This window comes from Erwinia tracheiphila, from assembly GCF_021365465.1.
GTDB lineage: Bacteria > Pseudomonadota > Gammaproteobacteria > Enterobacterales > Enterobacteriaceae > Erwinia > Erwinia tracheiphila.
The window spans coordinates 3,643,431-3,659,460 of record NZ_CP089932.1; the positions used below are offsets into that span (position 1 = coordinate 3,643,431).

A 16,030-nucleotide genomic window follows, 5' to 3' on the forward strand; every position below is an offset into this window, starting at 1 on the left:
AGGTGTAGTGGTATTCAGAACAGTTATTCAGAGTTAAGAACTTCATCCACAGAACATGGTTTTAAATCAGCGGTAAAAAGGGTCCTCACAGAAGACCACTCTAATACCGTGGACAGGGGCGTACTGAAAAAAACCTCCGCCTGAGCCAGCAGGTTCACATCCACATGCGATCAGGCGGAATCACAACCTGTTAATAATTATGCTAACAGGACGGAATTATCAATACGCAATAAACAAGTTCGCCTACTGAAGCAGGCGAGCCTGTTAATTACAGCAGCTCTTTTGCCTTAGCGACCACGTTATCCACCGTGAAACCAAATACCTTGAACAGCTGATCGGCAGGCGCAGATTCGCCAAATGTGGTCATGCCCACAATTACCCCATTCAGTCCGGTATATTTGTACCAGTAATCAGCAATGCCTGCTTCGATAGCGACGCGGGCGCTGACCGCTTTCGGCAGTACAGATTCACGATAGACCAGGTCCTGCTTATCAAACGCATCGGTAGATGGCATAGAAACCACACGAACCTGACGACCTTCCGCGCTCAGGCGCTCATAAGCGCTTACGGCCAGTTCAACTTCAGAGCCGGTGGCAATCAGGATCAGCTCCGGCTGTCCGTCACAGTCCTTCAGCACATAAGCACCACGGGCCACATTCGCCAGCTGCTCTGAGGTACGGAACTGCTGCGCAAGGTTCTGTCTGGAAAAGATCAGTGCGGTAGGCCCATCCTGACGCTCGATGGCGTATTTCCATGCAACAGCCGATTCAACCTGATCGCAGGGACGCCACACGCTCATATTTGGCGTCACGCGCAGACTGGCTAACTGTTCAACCGGCTGGTGCGTCGGACCATCTTCGCCCAGGCCGATAGAATCGTGGGTGTAAACCATCAGCTGACGAATTTTCATCAGCGCCGCCATACGGACAGCGTTTCGGGCGTACTCCACAAACATCAGAAACGTCGCGGTATAAGGCAGGAAACCACCGTGCAGCGTAATACCGTTTGCGATAGCGGTCATGCCAAATTCGCGCACGCCATAATGGATATAATTACCCGCCGCGTCTTCGTTAATGGCTTTACAGCCAGACCACATTGTCAGGTTGCTTGGTGCGAGGTCAGCAGAACCGCCCAGATACTCTGGCAGTAATTTGCCAAAGGCTTCCAGCGTATTCTGCGAGGCTTTACGGCTGGCAATGCTCGCTGGCGTTGCCTGTAACTGTTCAATAAATTTCTGTGATTCAGACTGCCAGTTCTCAGGCAATTCACCGCTCATACGGCGTTTGAATTCAGCGGCCAGTGCCGGGAAAGCACGCTGATAAGCAGCGAATTTTTCGTTCCATGCCGCTTCTTTTGCCTGACCGGCTTCTTTTGCATCCCACTGAGCATAAATGTCCTGCGGGATCTCAAACGGAGCAGAGCTCCAGCCCAGCTGCTTACGCGTTAGCACAATTTCATCATCGCCCAGTGGCGCACCGTGCGAATCATGGCTACCGGCTTTATTGGGTGAACCAAAACCAATCACAGTTTTACACATCAGCAGTGAAGGCTTGTCGCCCACCGCCTGCGCTTCTTCAATCGCTTTTTTGATTGACGCGGCGTCGTGACCATCCACGCCGCGTACAACATGCCAGCCGTATGATTCAAAGCGCTGTGCCGTATCATCGGTAAACCAGCCTTCAATGTGGCCGTCAATCGAAATGCCGTTATCGTCGTAAAAAGCAACCAGTTTACCCAGCTTCAACGTTCCCGCCAGTGAGCAAACCTCATGGGAGATGCCTTCCATCATGCAGCCGTCACCCATAAACACATAGGTATGATGGTCGACAATCTCATGTTCGGGGCGATTGAACTGTGCAGCAAGAGTGCGCTCTGCAATAGCCATTCCTACGGCGTTGGCAATCCCCTGGCCCAGCGGGCCGGTAGTGGTTTCCACGCCAGCAGTGTAGCCGTATTCCGGGTGACCTGGAGTTTTAGAATGCAGCTGGCGGAAATTAGCCAGTTCAGCAACTGGCAGATCGTAACCACTGAGATGTAGCAGGCTGTAAATCAGCATGGAACCGTGGCCGTTAGAGAGTACAAAACGGTCACGATCGGCCCATAGCGGGTTGGTCGGGTTGTGGTTCAGGAAATCACGCCATAATACTTCAGCAATATCCGCCATTCCCATCGGCGCACCCGGGTGGCCTGATTTCGCTTTCTGTACCGCATCCATACTTAAAGCACGAATAGCATTCGCAAGCTCTTTACGAGAAGACATGTTCTACTCCAGGTCGGGTTGTACACCTCACCTTATAAGCATTATTAATCAATAATTTAAAAGGAAATGGTGAAAAAGTCGACCCTCAATGTACATGAAAAACAGGTGGCCTGTACATGGCGTCAGCTGCAAAAAAGCAGAACTGTGATTGCAACTTTCAGACACAAAGACTACACATCGGCAGGGAACACGCCGGCAGCAGGCTATTTTTCTCATTGTCTGGCAGACCAGATATCTGTTTTTGTTACCTGAAGAGTGGACAGGATGAAGTTAATTAAGTCATGCCCCTGTGGGCATTCGCGAGGGTACTAGTCGTCTGTTAAATGATTAACAGCACCATTCCAGGACAATATGGCCCCGGGGCCGACAGCCGCTGACCAACAGGTGACAAAACCGAGCAGCCAGGCGCTGATAACGCCTGCCAGCAGCACTCAGACCAGCCAATCCCGCCGCGTCAGGCAACACAAGTAGCAATGCACCTGCCAACTGACAGATTTACCCTGATAGCTCAACCACCTACAGCTAAATAGCTGTGCGGAATAGTGTTATACTGTTTGCCAGTCTCTGCGGGAAAAGGGATTGATGCTGTTACCTCCGCTAAGTGGCGCTGTTGCGTAGCTGTCACATGTCAATAAATGGCAAGTGTAGCGCTATCAGACGCAGTTATTCAGATGCTGAACCTGATGGCGAATCATAACGTTAAAGGCGTGCCGAAGCACACATCTCACCAGTGCAGAGGGCTAATGCCGATCATTTAAGGATCGGTTGACCGATCCGGTTTATGCGGTAAAAAGGGTTCTATGTTCATCATGGAACCCTTTTTAAATGGAACTTTCCCAGGCCCTCGGCATCATCAATGCCGCCACTCCTGAGCGCGCCCGTAGTCTCGCCGACCTTATTCCTCCCGAGCTTATTCAGCAGGCGCTCACCCTGACCGATACCGTTACTTTGCGTAAACGTAAACTTTCCCTCGAATCCATGATTTGGCTTGTCGTTGGGATGTCCATTTTTTGCGATCGTCCGATGACCGAAATCGTCAATCTGATGGATATTACTGACCGGACCGGAGCTCCTTTTACCGCACGCAGCGCTGTCATTCAGCGCCGTAAGACTCTGGGTGAAAATGCAGTGCGGGAGCTTTTTGATATCACACAGCAGCACTGGAATCAGCAGGCTGCACATCCAAAATGGCACGGTCTGAATCTGTTTGCTGTCGACGGCGTGGTCTGGCGTACCGCCGATACGCCGGAAAACAGAGCCGTCTTCAGTAAACACAGCAGCCAGTACGGCGAAGGCGGCTATCCTCAGGTGCGAATGGTTTGTCTGATGGAGCTGAGCAGCCATCTGATCGCCGCCAGTGCATTCGACAGTGAAAAAGTCAGTGAAATGCGGCTGGCTGAGCACCTGACGGAGAAAACCCCGAATAACAGTATCACCCTGTTCGATAAGGGATTTTATTCGATGGGTCTGCTTCATCACTGGCAGACAGCAGGAGAACACCGTCACTGGTTGTTGCCGTTGAAAAAACACGTACAGTATCAGGTGGTTCGCCGTTTGGGGCGTGGAGATGAACTGATATGCCTGAAAACCAGTCCACGAGCCAGGAAGCAATGGCCAGGGGTCCCGGAAGAAATGGTGGCAAGACTGCTGACCCGCAGGGTAGACGGTAAAGAGAGGCAGGTGCTGACGTCACTGACAGACCCGAATCGCTATCCGGGTAAAGATATCAGCGAGCTATATCGCCACCGCTGGGAAATAGAACTGGGCTACCGGGAAGCAAAGCAGGGTATGCTGGACAGCCGGTGGACATTACGCAGTCGCCTGCCGGAGCTGGTGAGACAGGAGCTATGGGGGGTACTGCTGGCTTATAACCTGGTGCGATATCAGATGGTGCAGATGGCGTTCCATCTGAAAGGAGATTACCTGCCTTACCAGCTGAGCTTCAGTGGAGCGATAAGCGAAATAATCCGGATGCTGATAACCCTGCCCTGGGCTTCGCCGGGAAAAATGCCGGGAGAACTGAGAACCCTGTATGAACAGGCGAAATGGCTTGTGTTACCGGGTAGAAGAGAGCGAAGTTACCCGAGAGAGTTGAGGGTAAAGAGCAGGAAATATCCGGATAAAAAGGTTGCTGGTCACCTTAAGTGTACTAGCTCAGACCTGATCTGACAGTTACCGGTTATTTATACAGGTGTCTGTCAGATTACATCTGGTTCAGATTTTTTTCTGCCCAGACTCGTTTACCATCAAGTAACGTGGCCATTGGCGTACGCCCGCAGCACATTTTTCCCTGATGAGTTCGCTCATTATTGTAATGCCACAACCCGTTGTCCAGATCCGTTTGCAGGCTCTCCAGGTCTTCGTATAACTTCTTACGGAACGTAACCTGATAAAAATCCTGCAAAATAGTTTTATGGAAGCGCTCGCAGATGCCGTTCGTCTGCGGAGACATCGCCTTCGTTTTTGTATGGTCGATATCGTTGATGGCCAGATACAGCTGGTAATCATGCTGCTCCACCTTACCACAGTACTCCGTTCCCCTGTCGGTCAGGATCCTCAGCATCGGCAGTCCCTGAGCCTCGTAGAACGGCAGTACGCGATCATTGAGCAGGTCTGCGGCGGTGATCGGCGTTTTACTCGTATACAGCTTGCAGTGTGCCACTTTCGAGTACGTATCCACGAACGTCTGCTGGTAGATACGACCCACACCTTTCAGATTGCCCACGTAGAAGGTGTCCTGCGACCCGAGATAACCCGGGTGAGCAGTTTCGATTTCTCCGCTGGCCTCGTCATCGTGGGCCTTCTTCTCCAGCGCTGCGATTTGAGCGTCGGTAAGCACGATGCCTTCTCTGGCGACCTTTTCCTCAAGTGCCTTCAGGCGTTTACGGAAGTTCTCCAGGTCGTGCCGTTGCCAGATGGAGCGCACGCCGCTACCGGAGATAAACACGCCTTTTTTACGCAGCTCATTACTGGTCCGGTGTTGCCCGTGGGCCGGGAACTCAACGGCATATTCAACAACAGCGCGTTCAGTGGCTTCGTCGGCGCGGTTCTTCAGGTTGGGGACGCGGCGGTTCTGGTTAATCAGCGCATCGATGCCGCCTTCAGCAGCCAGTTCCTGATAACGGTAAAACGTGTCGCGTGACACGCCCATGATCTTGCAGGCTTTTGATACGTTACCGAGTTCTTCGGCGAGATTGAGCAGGCCGGCTTTGTGTTTGATGATGGGATTGTTAGTATGAATCATGAGAGTTACCTCGCGTTTTGTTTAAGGATTAGACACCCATATCAAAACCGGTAACTCTCAACCTTTCAAGGTCCAGTGTCAGATCAAGTCGCGACTAATACACCTTAAGTGACCAGCATTAGTGCAGAGGGCTTATATATTATCGTACGCCCGGCAGTCTCCTTGCCGTGCGGCATAAGGCGCGCCAGTCCATAAAGGTGAAAATGGATTAACGCACCGTTCTGCCACAAGCAAAGACATGCCTGCGCCTGTGATTTGAAAAAAGAAGGCAAGAGCAGCCCGCTTTACTGCCGTACAAACAGGGCAAAAAACTGATTAACGCCCCACTCTCCCAACAGCAGGCAGATGACTCGCCTTTAGCGTGTAGGAAAGTGTGTGATCGGTCCTCTGCAGCTGGAAAGCGGCGTTGAAAGACTGACAAAGACGAAGGCCAGCAGCATATTTGCCAGCCTTTATCCTTGTCACACGCCCGGTACGGATAACCACACCTTTAGCCAGCCTGCCCCGCGTCTTTGTTCGCTGCCTGAACATGCAGCATATCCAGCGCCAGCGTGGCTGCCGACAGCGATGTCAAGTCGGACTGGTCGTAACCCGGAGCCACCTCCACCAGGTCCATACCAACAATATTCAGTCCTTGCAGCCCCCGCAGAAGTTTGGTGGCCCTGTCCGTGGTCAAGCCGCCAATCACTGGCGTACCGGTACCTGGCGCATGCGCCGGATCGAGACAGTCGATATCAAAAGTCAGGTATACCGGCAGAGAGCCTACGGTTTTTTTCACTTCGGCGATCACATCATCAACGCGACGGTCGTTAACCTGCGCTGCATCCAGCACATTAAAACCGAGAGTTGGATCAAATTCAGTACGGATACCAATCTGCACCGAATGCTCTGGCGAAATCAGCCCCTCTTTCGGCGCGGTCCAGAACATGGTGCCGTGGTCAAACGTTGGTCCGTTAGAATAGGTATCCGTGTGTGCATCAAAATGCACCAGCGCCATTTTTCCAAAATGTTTTGCGTGGGCGCGCAGCAAAGGCAGCGTGACATAATGATCGCCACCAAAGGTCAGCATGCGCTTACCGTTTTGCAGAAGCTTTTCTGCGTGCGCCTGCAATTTATCACTCATGTCCTGCGAGTCGCCAAAGGCATAGACCAAATCGCCACAGTCAACCACCTTCAGGCGCTGACGCAAGTCAAAATTCCACGGCCAGCGGCAGCCTTCCCACGCAAGATTGGTGGAGATCTGACGAATGGTGCCAGGCCCCATGCGGCTTCCGGGACGGCCTGACGTTGCCGCATCAAAAGGGACGCCAGTGATCACCCATTCCGCGTCGCTGTCCCAGGGTTGAAAATTAACAGGGAAACGCATAAAACCAAAAGCATTAGAAACCAATGAGTTATCATACTGGTTACCCAGAGTATTATTCATAACAACGCCTCATTTGCTCACAGCCAGAGCAACCGGCTGCATCGTTAAAAAAATCCCTGCCGCGTCGTTTAGCCCGACGAGGAAGGGATTGGATTATTTTCTCAACATCATTTCATCTTTTCAGCGCCGGTGGATACCGGAAATCAGCAGCTGGCAGCGAAGACCACTATTCATCTTCCAGATAGGTGTAACCGTAAAGGCCAGACTCAAACTCAGCCACAAACTGTGCACGCAACTCTTCGTCAAGTTCACTTCGTTTGATCTGATTACGAAAATGGGTAAGCAGTTCTTTCGGGTCCAGCTGAACATACTCCAGCATATCCGCCACGGTATCACCCTCGTCGGAAAGCTGGACTTCCACGCTACCATCAGCAAACGCAAACACATCCACCGCTTCGGTATCACCAAACAAATTATGCATGTTGCCGAGGATTTCCTGGTAAGCGCCCACCATAAAGAAACCCAGCATCGGGGGATTATCCACATCGTATTGCGGCATTGGCATGGTGGTGGCAATCCCATCCCCATCGACGTAATGATCGATGGTGCCATCAGAATCACAGGTAATATCAAGCAGCACTGCGCGGCGCTCGGGTGACTTATTCAGGCCTTCCAGCGGCAGAACCGGGAACAGCTGGTCGATGCCCCACGCATCGGGCATCGACTGAAAAAGCGAGAAATTGACGTAAATTTTATCCGCCATACGTTCCTGCAATTCGTCAATGATTGGTCGGTGGGCGCGGTTGCTCGGGTCGAGATGCTGTTGGATATAATGGCAAATGCTCAGGTAAAGCTGCTCCGCCCAGGCACGCTGCGTTAAATTGTAGGTTCCCTGTGAATATCCGGTGTGAATATCAAACAGGTCCATCTGACTGTCATGCAGCCATTCGCGCAGTGAACGCCGATTATTCGGTTCATGCATCTCCTGCCAGGTATCCCACATACTGATAATCGGGCGGGGCGAGTCGTCAGATGGCGCAACGGGCGTGCTGAATTCATTACGTTCGACCCCAATAATATTGGAAACCAGCACGGTATGGTGTGCGGTCACCGCGCGTCCGGACTCGGTAATCACCGTCGGATGCGGCAAGTTGTGTTCGTCGCAGGCGTGGCCAATGGCCCAGATAACATTGTTAGCGTATTCGTTCAGGCCGTAGTTTACCGAGCAGTCTGACTGTGAACGCGTTCCTTCGTAATCCACGCCGAGGCCCCCGCCCACGTCAAAGCATTGAATATTGACGCCGAGTTTTGCCAGTTCCACATAAAAACGCGCTGACTCACGCACGCCAGTGGCGATATCACGGATGTTGGCCATCTGCGAACCAAGATGGAAATGCAGTAATTGCAGGCTTTCCAGACGCCCGGCACTTCGCATAATATCCACCAGCTGCAACACCTGCGAAGCCGAAAGACCAAATTTCGATTTTTCACCGCCGCTGGACTGCCACTTGCCGGAACCCTGTGAAGCCAGACGCGCACGGATGCCAAGACGCGGAACGACATTAAGACGCTCTGCTTCCTCCAGCACCAGCTTCACTTCGGTCATTTTTTCCAGCACCAGATAGACCTTGTGGCCAATCTTCTCGCCAATAAGCGCCAGGCGAATATATTCGCGATCCTTATAGCCGTTACAGACGATCACTGAGCGAGTCATACCCGCATGTGCCAGCACCGCCATCAATTCAGCCTTCGAACCTGCTTCCAGACCCAGCGGCTCACCTGAATTAATCAGGGACTCAATCACACGCTTGTGCTGATTCACCTTTATCGGATAAACCAGAAAGTAATCACCGCGATAACCGTAGGACTCGCGCGCCCTTTTAAACGCTGCGTTAATTGAACGCAGGCGGTGCTGTAAGATTTGCGGAAAGCAAAACAATGCAGGCAGTCGCTGTCCTTCTGCTTCACGCTCTTTGACCAGTTTGGCCAAATCAACGCGAGCTTCCGGCACGTCAGGATCGGGGCAAACGCTGATATGCCCCAGCTCATTGACGTCGTAATAGTTGTTCCCCCACCACGCAATGTTGTAAGTGCGCAGCATTTTACTGGCATCCCGATCACTCATGGCCATTTCCTGCATTGAGCGGGGTTCTCTTTGTTCGCCTGCTGACGAACTTTTGGTTGTCTTGATATCGTCAGACATCGCGAGCCTCAAATTCAATGATATGAAACAGTGAACTACTATTGCAGGGAAAAACTGCAACAACAACCCGGCCGGAAGGGTAAATCTCAGTATAAAACGCTGAAGCATGCTACCCGATAGCAGCGAAAGTATATCATTAAAAGCCTGATACCAATCGCACAGAGAAACGAGCGCCCTTCCAGCACCGGAAAGAAAAATGCGCATGCTGATACTGATGTTATTGTGCAACGGTGTCAGATAAATGAACCCGGACAGCTGCATTCACCCGGAATAATCTGGCAGTGACCGGGGAACAGGGACGCATCGCACAGTGAGTTAATGCACCTGTTACTACCGGGTTGGTGAAACCAGACAGGAAAAAACCAGGCTAGAATTGGAAAGCCAGAAAAGCATCCCGGTTAGCATGTCACACAGGAGCGCCATAAAGCACAATGCAGCAGTATTCACGCGTTTATCATGGCCCTGTCAGCGATAAAATTTGTCACTTTCATTTCTGACCGGGTTTTCTCAAGATAAAAAAACTGGCAATACGTCCAGCGAGTAACCTAGAATGGCCATCCAGATGTTGATCCGTCTATACTGGTTAACTTCCAGGCGTCTTAAGTTATGTACTGCTCATGGCTTTGCCTGAAGGGGCGCTCAGAGGCCGCTGGTTTCTGTTCAGGCGCTACGCTGTAGATTTCAACCCGTTTCAGTAAGGTAAAGAATAAATGGCCAAACACTTGTTTACTTCCGAGTCCGTCTCAGAAGGACATCCCGATAAAATCGCTGACCAGATTTCCGATGCCGTGCTCGATGCCATTCTTGAGCAGGATCCTAAAGCACGTGTTGCTTGTGAAACATATGTTAAAACAGGCATGGTGCTGGTCGGTGGTGAAATTACCACTAGCGCCTGGGTCGATATCGAAGAAATCACCCGCAATACTGTGCGTGAAATCGGGTATGTTCATTCCGATATGGGCTTTGATGCCAACTCTTGCGCCGTGCTGAATGCTATCGGTAAGCAGTCTCCGGACATTAATCAGGGTGTTGATCGCGCCGACCCTCTGGAACAGGGTGCGGGTGACCAGGGCCTGATGTTTGGCTATGCCACCAATGAAACCGACGTGCTGATGCCAGCGCCCGTAACCTACGCGCACCGTCTGGTACAGCGCCAGTCCGAGGTGCGTAAAAACAAAACCCTGTCGTGGCTGCGTCCCGACGCGAAAAGCCAAATCACCTTCCAGTACGATGATGGCAAAATTGTGGGCATTGATGCCGTTGTGCTCTCAACCCAGCATGCTGAAGAGATCTCACAAAAAGATCTGCAGGAAGCAGTGATGGAAGAGATCATTAAACCTGTTCTGCCAGCAGAGTGGATCACTGAAAGCACCAAATACCACATCAACCCAACAGGCCGTTTTGTTATTGGTGGTCCAATGGGGGATTGCGGTCTGACCGGTCGTAAAATCATTGTGGATACTTACGGCGGTATGGCACGCCACGGTGGCGGCGCTTTCTCTGGTAAAGATCCGTCTAAAGTGGACCGCTCCGCCGCTTATGCTGCGCGCTACGTAGCGAAAAACATTGTGGCTGCTGGCCTGGCAGACCGCTGTGAAATTCAGGTGTCTTACGCGATTGGCGTAGCTGAACCGACCTCTATCATGGTGGAAACGTTCGGTACCGAAAAAGTCCCCACCGAACAGCTCACGCTGCTGGTTCGTGAGTTTTTTGATTTACGCCCGTATGGTTTGATTCAAATGCTTGACCTGCTGCACCCCATCTACCGTGAAACCGCGGCCTATGGTCACTTTGGTCGTGAACACTTCCCCTGGGAAAAAACGGATAAGGCAGCACAGCTACGTGAGGCTGCCGGCCTGTAATTAGCCATCTCTTATATCTTAAGGGTGCCCAGGCGGTGCCCTTTTTACTGCCTGCCAGCGCTGACAAAGCGCACAGCCCCGCCCTGTTTGACACTTGCAAAAACCAAATGGTGTTAACGATTACAGTGATAAACAGTCTGTTTCTCAGATAATTAAGAATGTTTAGTCTTAACAGCTATGCTCAGAATGCACTATTTTCAGCGCTGTCTGATAGAGGACGAACGGATAAGCAAGAGAAGCTATTTAGTGCTATGACAAGATGGTTATAAAGCGCAAGCGCGTATGAAAATTCCCTTTTTACGAAAGAACGCACGTGTAAACGATTACAATGTTGTGATCATGAACACAGTCTTACCTGCCGGGGTTTTCTAACATTCATAACAACAATAAGCAGTACCACTCATATGGAGGCTTTATGCCTGTTAATAAGACATCAAGCAGAACATCGAACAAGGCGATGACCTTCTTCGTCTGCTTCCTTGCCGCACTGGCCGGTCTGTTATTTGGACTTGATATCGGCGTCATTGCGGGGGCATTGCCCTTTATTGCGAAAGACTTCAACGTTAGCGCACATCAGCAGGAATGGATTGTCAGCTCAATGATGTCTGGCGCAGCGATCGGAGCAATCGGTAGCGGCTGGCTCTCTTCACGTCTCGGGCGCAAAAAGAGCCTGATGATTGGCGCAGTCCTGTTTGTTATCGGCTCCCTGTGGTCAGCTCTGGCCACCAACCCGGACATGCTGATCATGGCACGCGTTCTGCTTGGACTGGCCGTCGGTGTCGCCTCCTACACCGCACCGCTCTATCTTTCAGAAATTGCACCGGAGAAAATTCGTGGCAGCATGATCTCTCTCTACCAACTCATGATCACCATCGGTATTCTGGGCGCTTATCTGTCGGATACCGCCTTTAGCTTCAGCGGAGAGTGGCGCTGGATGCTGGGCGTAATTACTATCCCAGCCGCCCTCCTGTTAGTGGGTGTTTTCTTCCTGCCAAACAGCCCCCGCTGGCTGGCAGCAAAAGGCGATTTCCGTAGCGCCCAGCGCGTGCTCGATCGTCTGCGCGATACCAGCGAACAGGCCAAACGTGAGCTGGATGAAATTCGCGAAAGCCTGAAAATCAAACAGTTCGGCTGGAGCCTGTTTAAAAATAACAGCAACTTCCGTCGTGCGGTGTATCTCGGCATTCTGTTACAGGTCATGCAACAGTTTACCGGCATGAACGTAATCATGTATTACGCACCAAAAATTTTCGAAATCGCAGGCTTCACCAACACCACAGAACAGATGTGGGGCACCGTCATTGTTGGTTTGATCAATGTGCTGGCCACCTTTATCGCGATTGGCCTGGTAGATCGCTGGGGCCGCAAACCCACACTTATTCTGGGCTTCCTTGTGATGGCACTGGGCATGGGCATCCTCGGTACAATGTTGCACGTAGGCATTCATTCTACCGGGACGCAATATTTTGCCATCGCCATGCTGCTGATGTTTATCGTTGGCTTTGCCATGAGTGCAGGCCCGCTAATCTGGGTACTTTGTTCTGAAATTCAGCCGTTGAAAGGGCGTGATTTTGGTATCACCCTATCCACCGCGACCAACTGGATTGCCAATATGATCGTCGGTGCAACCTTCCTGACCATGCTGAATTCACTGGGCAACGCGAATACCTTCTGGGTTTATGCAGCGCTGAACCTGTTCTTTATCGTTCTGACAGTTTCTTTGATCCCGGAAACCAAAAATGTTTCTCTGGAGCACATTGAACGTAACCTTTTGAGCGGCAAAAAACTACGCGATATTGGTCAGCGCGACTGATCTTCACAGGCCGGGGAAATCCGGCCTGTCTCATTGTATTCACCTCATTGGCATCGTATTCTCAGCGTTATGAAACCCCTTCGACTCCCGATAGCCTTGCAGCAGGCGGTGATGCGCTCACTGCGTGAAAAACTGCAGCAGGCAAACCAACGCCTCGCACGCAACTACCCCGAACCGACGCTGGTCTATCAGCAGCGTGGCACCACTGCGGGCAGCGCCTGGCTACAGCAGTGGGAGATTCGCCTCAACCCGGTCCTGCTGCTGGAAAATGAACAGGCATTTATTGATGACGTGGTACCTCATGAGCTGGCACACCTGCTGGTGTGGAAACATTTTGGCCGCGTCGCTCCCCATGGAAAAGAATGGAAATGGATGATGGAAAGCGTACTGAATGTTTCAGCAAAGCGAACCCATCAGTTTGAGGTGGCATCGGTACGCAGCCGCACCTTTCCCTACCGCTGCAACTGCCAGCAACATAAGCTGACCGTCAGACGACACAATCGCGTGCAGCGCGGCGAGAGCGAATATCGCTGTGTCCGCTGCGGGGGGCCACTTTGTCCCGACATGTTTTCACCTGCAGAAAACACTCTGTGACCGTTAAAAAGAGTGCTTGCGATCGCTGATTTACCGCGGCAGATTTCCGCTCTTTGCCAACATCTGTTACTCTCGCGCCCTGCATAAATGACCGATAAATAGATTATGTTTCGTAAAATTCCCAGCCTGCTTACACTTACTTTGCTGTTACCCGCTGCGTTTTCTCACGCCCTCACGTCTGGCAACTTCCATCAGAACAGTTTCGCCCAGGCGAAAGAGTACGCTGCTGAAATCAATGCCGATGCACCTGGTTCATTCTATTGCGGCTGCAAAATCACCTGGCAGGGCAAAAAGGGCATTCCGGACCTGGCCTCCTGTGGTTACCAGATACGAAAAAATAGCGTCCGGGCACAGCGCATTGAGTGGGAGCACGTTGTTCCTGCCTGGACTTTCGGTCATCAGCGCCAGTGCTGGCAACAGGGTGGCAGAAAAGCCTGTGCTAAAGACGCCAGCTATCGTCAGATAGAATCCGATTTACATAATCTTCAGCCTGCTATTGGCGAGGTTAACGGCGATCGCGGCAACTTTATGTACAGCCAGTGGCGTGGCGGTGAGAATCAGTATGGGCAGTGTGAAATGAAGATCGATTTCAAAAATAAGCTGGCAGAGCCACCAGTCCGCGCCAGAGGCCCTATCGCCCGCACCTGGTTTTACATGCGTGACCGTTATCAAATAAGCATGTCGCAAAAGCAGACACAACTCATGACGGCATGGGGAAAACAGTATCCGGTGACGCCGTGGGAGTGCGAACGCGATAAGCGTATCGCTCAGGTTCAGGGCAATCACAATCCCCATATACAGCAAGCTTGCCAGCGGTAAAGTCACTGTCCTAAACTGGTTACCACTTTTTGGCTGCGCTACCGGGCGCATCCGCTACTTTTATCAGGATCCGCATGCGTATACCCCGCATCTTTCACCCCGAGCCACTGAAGGTGGGTGATGAAATCGAACTGAGCGAAGACGCAGCTAACCACGTTGGCCGAGTACTGCGCATGAGCAACGGACAGACACTCGAATTGTTCAATGGCAGTAATCTGACTTTTTCCGCCGAAATTATGCAGGTGAACAAAAAAAACGTGCGCGTTGTCATAACAGACAGCCGTACAGATAACCGGGAATCGCCGCTTAATCTTCATTTAGGTCAGGTTATGTCGTGTGGTGAGAAAATGGAATTCACTATCCAGAAAGCGGTCGAACTGGGGGTAAATGCCATTACGCCCTTGTTTTCCGAGCGCTGTGGCGTAAAGCTGGATGCAGAACGTCTGGCAAAAAAAATCCAGCAGTGGCAGAAAATCGTTATTGCCGCCTGTGAGCAATGCGGCCGCAACAGCGTACCGCAGATACGTACCGCAATGACGCTGGAGGCCTGGAGTGCAGAAGAAGAGTGTGGCCTGAAGTTAAATCTTCATCCAAGGGCAAGCCAGAGCATTAATACACTGCCTCAACCGGTGTCGCGCGTGCGATTATTGATTGGCCCTGAAGGTGGACTCAGCGCCGATGAAATTGGCATGACAGCCCGTTATGGTTTTACCGATATTTTACTTGGCCCGCGCGTGTTGCGTACCGAAACCACTGCCCTCACCGCCATTACCGCATTACAAGTGCGTTTTGGTGACCTGGGTTAAGCCGCGGCGTATCTTTGCCGATGGTGTCAACAACACAAATGCCGACGCTACGGGCATTTCAAACAGCGTAATGGAGAAGAAGAATGATCAAGCTTGGCATTGTGATGGACCCGATTAACGCGATAAACATTAAAAAGGATTCCAGTTTCGCCATGCTGCTGGAGGCACAACGGCGTGGTTATGAAATCCATTATATGGAGATGCAGGACCTCTATCTGCGTGCTGGAGAAGCACGTGCGCATACCCGTCTGTTGAGCGTTGTGCAAAATCATGAGAAGTGGTTTGAATTCGGCAGCGCCCAGGATATTGCGCTGGCAGACCTTAACGTGGTGCTGATGCGAAAAGATCCGCCGTTTGACACTGAATTTATCTATGCCACCTATATCCTTGAGCGCGCAGAGGAAAAAGGCACACTGATTGTTAATAAGCCACAAAGCCTGCGTGATTGTAATGAAAAGCTGTTCACCGCCTGGTTTGCCGACCTGACCCCGGATACCCTGGTGACCCGTAGCGCCGAGCAAATACGCGCATTCTGGCAGGAACACGGCGATATCATTCTGAAACCACTGGATGGTATGGGCGGAGCATCCATTTTTCGCATTGGCAAAGACGATCCCAACCTGTCGGTCATTATCGAAACGCTGACCAAACATGGCCATTTTTACTGTATGGCACAAAACTATTTGCCTGCGATCAAAGACGGCGACAAGCGCGTGCTGGTGGTTGATGGCGAACCCGTACCTTACTGCCTGGCACGCATTCCCAAATCAGGAGAAACCAGGGGAAATCTGGCGGCAGGTGGCCGCGGAGAAGCCCGGCCACTTAGCGACAGCGACTGGGAAATAGCCCGCCGCGTCGGCCCGGCGTTGAAAGCGAAAGGGCTTATTTTCGTTGGCCTGGATATTATCGGCGACAGACTGACTGAAATTAATGTAACCAGCCCAACCTGCATACGTGAGATCGAAGCCGCTTTCCCGGTTTCAATTACCGGCATGCTGATGGATGCGATTGAAAAACACCTCGCCTGAGGCAATGAATGGGGCCTCCCGACCCTTCTTTCACT

The 16,030-nt window shown here is 51.7% G+C and carries 11 protein-coding genes; 7 read left to right on the forward strand and 4 right to left on the reverse strand.

Annotated features, from left to right (window positions below):
* Positions 1-268: 268 nt before the first annotated feature.
* Positions 269-2,260 carry a transketolase gene (tkt, locus tag LU633_RS18960; protein WP_016190279.1) on the reverse strand — a complete coding sequence of 664 codons (1,992 nt, stop codon included), beginning with the start codon at positions 2,258-2,260 and terminating at the stop codon, positions 269-271.
* An 825-nt stretch (positions 2,261-3,085) separates the two neighbouring features.
* On the opposite strand from tkt, the gene LU633_RS18965 reads away from it, so the two are divergent.
* Entirely contained in the window at positions 3,086-4,429 is a 1,344-nt protein-coding gene (locus tag LU633_RS18965) for an IS4 family transposase (RefSeq protein WP_046371940.1), read from the forward strand.
* Positions 4,430-4,463: 34 nt separating this feature from the next.
* Here the strand turns inward: LU633_RS18965 and LU633_RS18970 are convergent, their stop codons facing one another.
* The 3 genes from LU633_RS18970 to speA form a co-directional block, all read right to left on the reverse strand.
* A complete protein-coding gene (locus LU633_RS18970) occupies positions 4,464-5,504 on the reverse strand; it encodes an IS481 family transposase (RefSeq protein ID WP_046371791.1) in 1,041 nt (346 codons plus the stop codon).
* Between the two features lie 490 nt (positions 5,505-5,994).
* Positions 5,995-6,930: an agmatinase gene (speB, locus tag LU633_RS18975; RefSeq protein WP_016190281.1), complete on the reverse strand. Its 936-nt coding sequence runs from the start codon at positions 6,928-6,930 to the stop codon at positions 5,995-5,997.
* 166 nt (positions 6,931-7,096) lie between these two features.
* Positions 7,097-9,073: a biosynthetic arginine decarboxylase gene (gene speA / locus LU633_RS18980; protein ID WP_016190282.1), complete on the reverse strand. Its 1,977-nt coding sequence runs from the start codon at positions 9,071-9,073 to the stop codon at positions 7,097-7,099.
* A 710-nt stretch (positions 9,074-9,783) separates the two neighbouring features.
* Between speA and metK the strand changes: the two genes are divergently transcribed.
* The 6 genes from metK to gshB all read left to right on the forward strand — a co-directional run bounded on the left by metK (position 9,784) and on the right by gshB (position 15,995).
* Positions 9,784-10,935 (forward strand): methionine adenosyltransferase, encoded by a 1,152-nt coding sequence (metK, locus tag LU633_RS18985; RefSeq protein WP_016190283.1) that lies wholly within the window; start codon positions 9,784-9,786, stop codon positions 10,933-10,935.
* A 415-nt stretch (positions 10,936-11,350) separates the two neighbouring features.
* Positions 11,351-12,748 carry a sugar porter family MFS transporter gene (locus tag LU633_RS18990; protein WP_016190284.1) on the forward strand — a complete coding sequence of 466 codons (1,398 nt, stop codon included), beginning with the start codon at positions 11,351-11,353 and terminating at the stop codon, positions 12,746-12,748.
* Between the two features lie 69 nt (positions 12,749-12,817).
* On the forward strand, positions 12,818-13,342 hold the full coding sequence (locus LU633_RS18995) for a SprT family zinc-dependent metalloprotease (RefSeq protein ID WP_040465323.1): 525 nt from the start codon (positions 12,818-12,820) through the stop codon (positions 13,340-13,342).
* Positions 13,343-13,447: 105 nt separating this feature from the next.
* Positions 13,448-14,161 (forward strand): deoxyribonuclease I, encoded by a 714-nt coding sequence (gene endA, locus LU633_RS19000; RefSeq protein ID WP_016190286.1) that lies wholly within the window; start codon positions 13,448-13,450, stop codon positions 14,159-14,161.
* A 74-nt stretch (positions 14,162-14,235) separates the two neighbouring features.
* The gene (rsmE, locus tag LU633_RS19005) at positions 14,236-14,967 is read left to right on the forward strand and encodes a 16S rRNA (uracil(1498)-N(3))-methyltransferase (RefSeq protein WP_016190287.1); all 732 of its coding nucleotides are present in this window, start codon (positions 14,236-14,238) and stop codon (positions 14,965-14,967) included.
* Between the two features lie 83 nt (positions 14,968-15,050).
* Positions 15,051-15,995: a glutathione synthase gene (gene gshB, locus LU633_RS19010; protein WP_016190288.1), complete on the forward strand. Its 945-nt coding sequence runs from the start codon at positions 15,051-15,053 to the stop codon at positions 15,993-15,995.
* Positions 15,996-16,030: the final 35 nt, after the last annotated feature.

Coding starts and splice junctions, on each gene's coding strand:
- tkt (WP_016190279.1), bottom strand. CDS start 2,260: ATGTCTTCTCGTAAAGAGCTTGCGAATGCTATTCGTGCTTTAAGTATG.
- LU633_RS18965 (WP_046371940.1), top strand. CDS start 3,086: ATGGAACTTTCCCAGGCCCTCGGCATCATCAATGCCGCCACTCCTGAG.
- LU633_RS18970 (WP_046371791.1), bottom strand. CDS start 5,504: ATGATTCATACTAACAATCCCATCATCAAACACAAAGCCGGCCTGCTC.
- speB (WP_016190281.1), bottom strand. CDS start 6,930: ATGAATAATACTCTGGGTAACCAGTATGATAACTCATTGGTTTCTAAT.
- speA (WP_016190282.1), bottom strand. CDS start 9,073: ATGTCTGACGATATCAAGACAACCAAAAGTTCGTCAGCAGGCGAACAA.
- metK (WP_016190283.1), top strand. CDS start 9,784: ATGGCCAAACACTTGTTTACTTCCGAGTCCGTCTCAGAAGGACATCCC.
- LU633_RS18990 (WP_016190284.1), top strand. CDS start 11,351: ATGCCTGTTAATAAGACATCAAGCAGAACATCGAACAAGGCGATGACC.
- LU633_RS18995 (WP_040465323.1), top strand. CDS start 12,818: ATGAAACCCCTTCGACTCCCGATAGCCTTGCAGCAGGCGGTGATGCGC.
- endA (WP_016190286.1), top strand. CDS start 13,448: ATGTTTCGTAAAATTCCCAGCCTGCTTACACTTACTTTGCTGTTACCC.
- rsmE (WP_016190287.1), top strand. CDS start 14,236: ATGCGTATACCCCGCATCTTTCACCCCGAGCCACTGAAGGTGGGTGAT.
- gshB (WP_016190288.1), top strand. CDS start 15,051: ATGATCAAGCTTGGCATTGTGATGGACCCGATTAACGCGATAAACATT.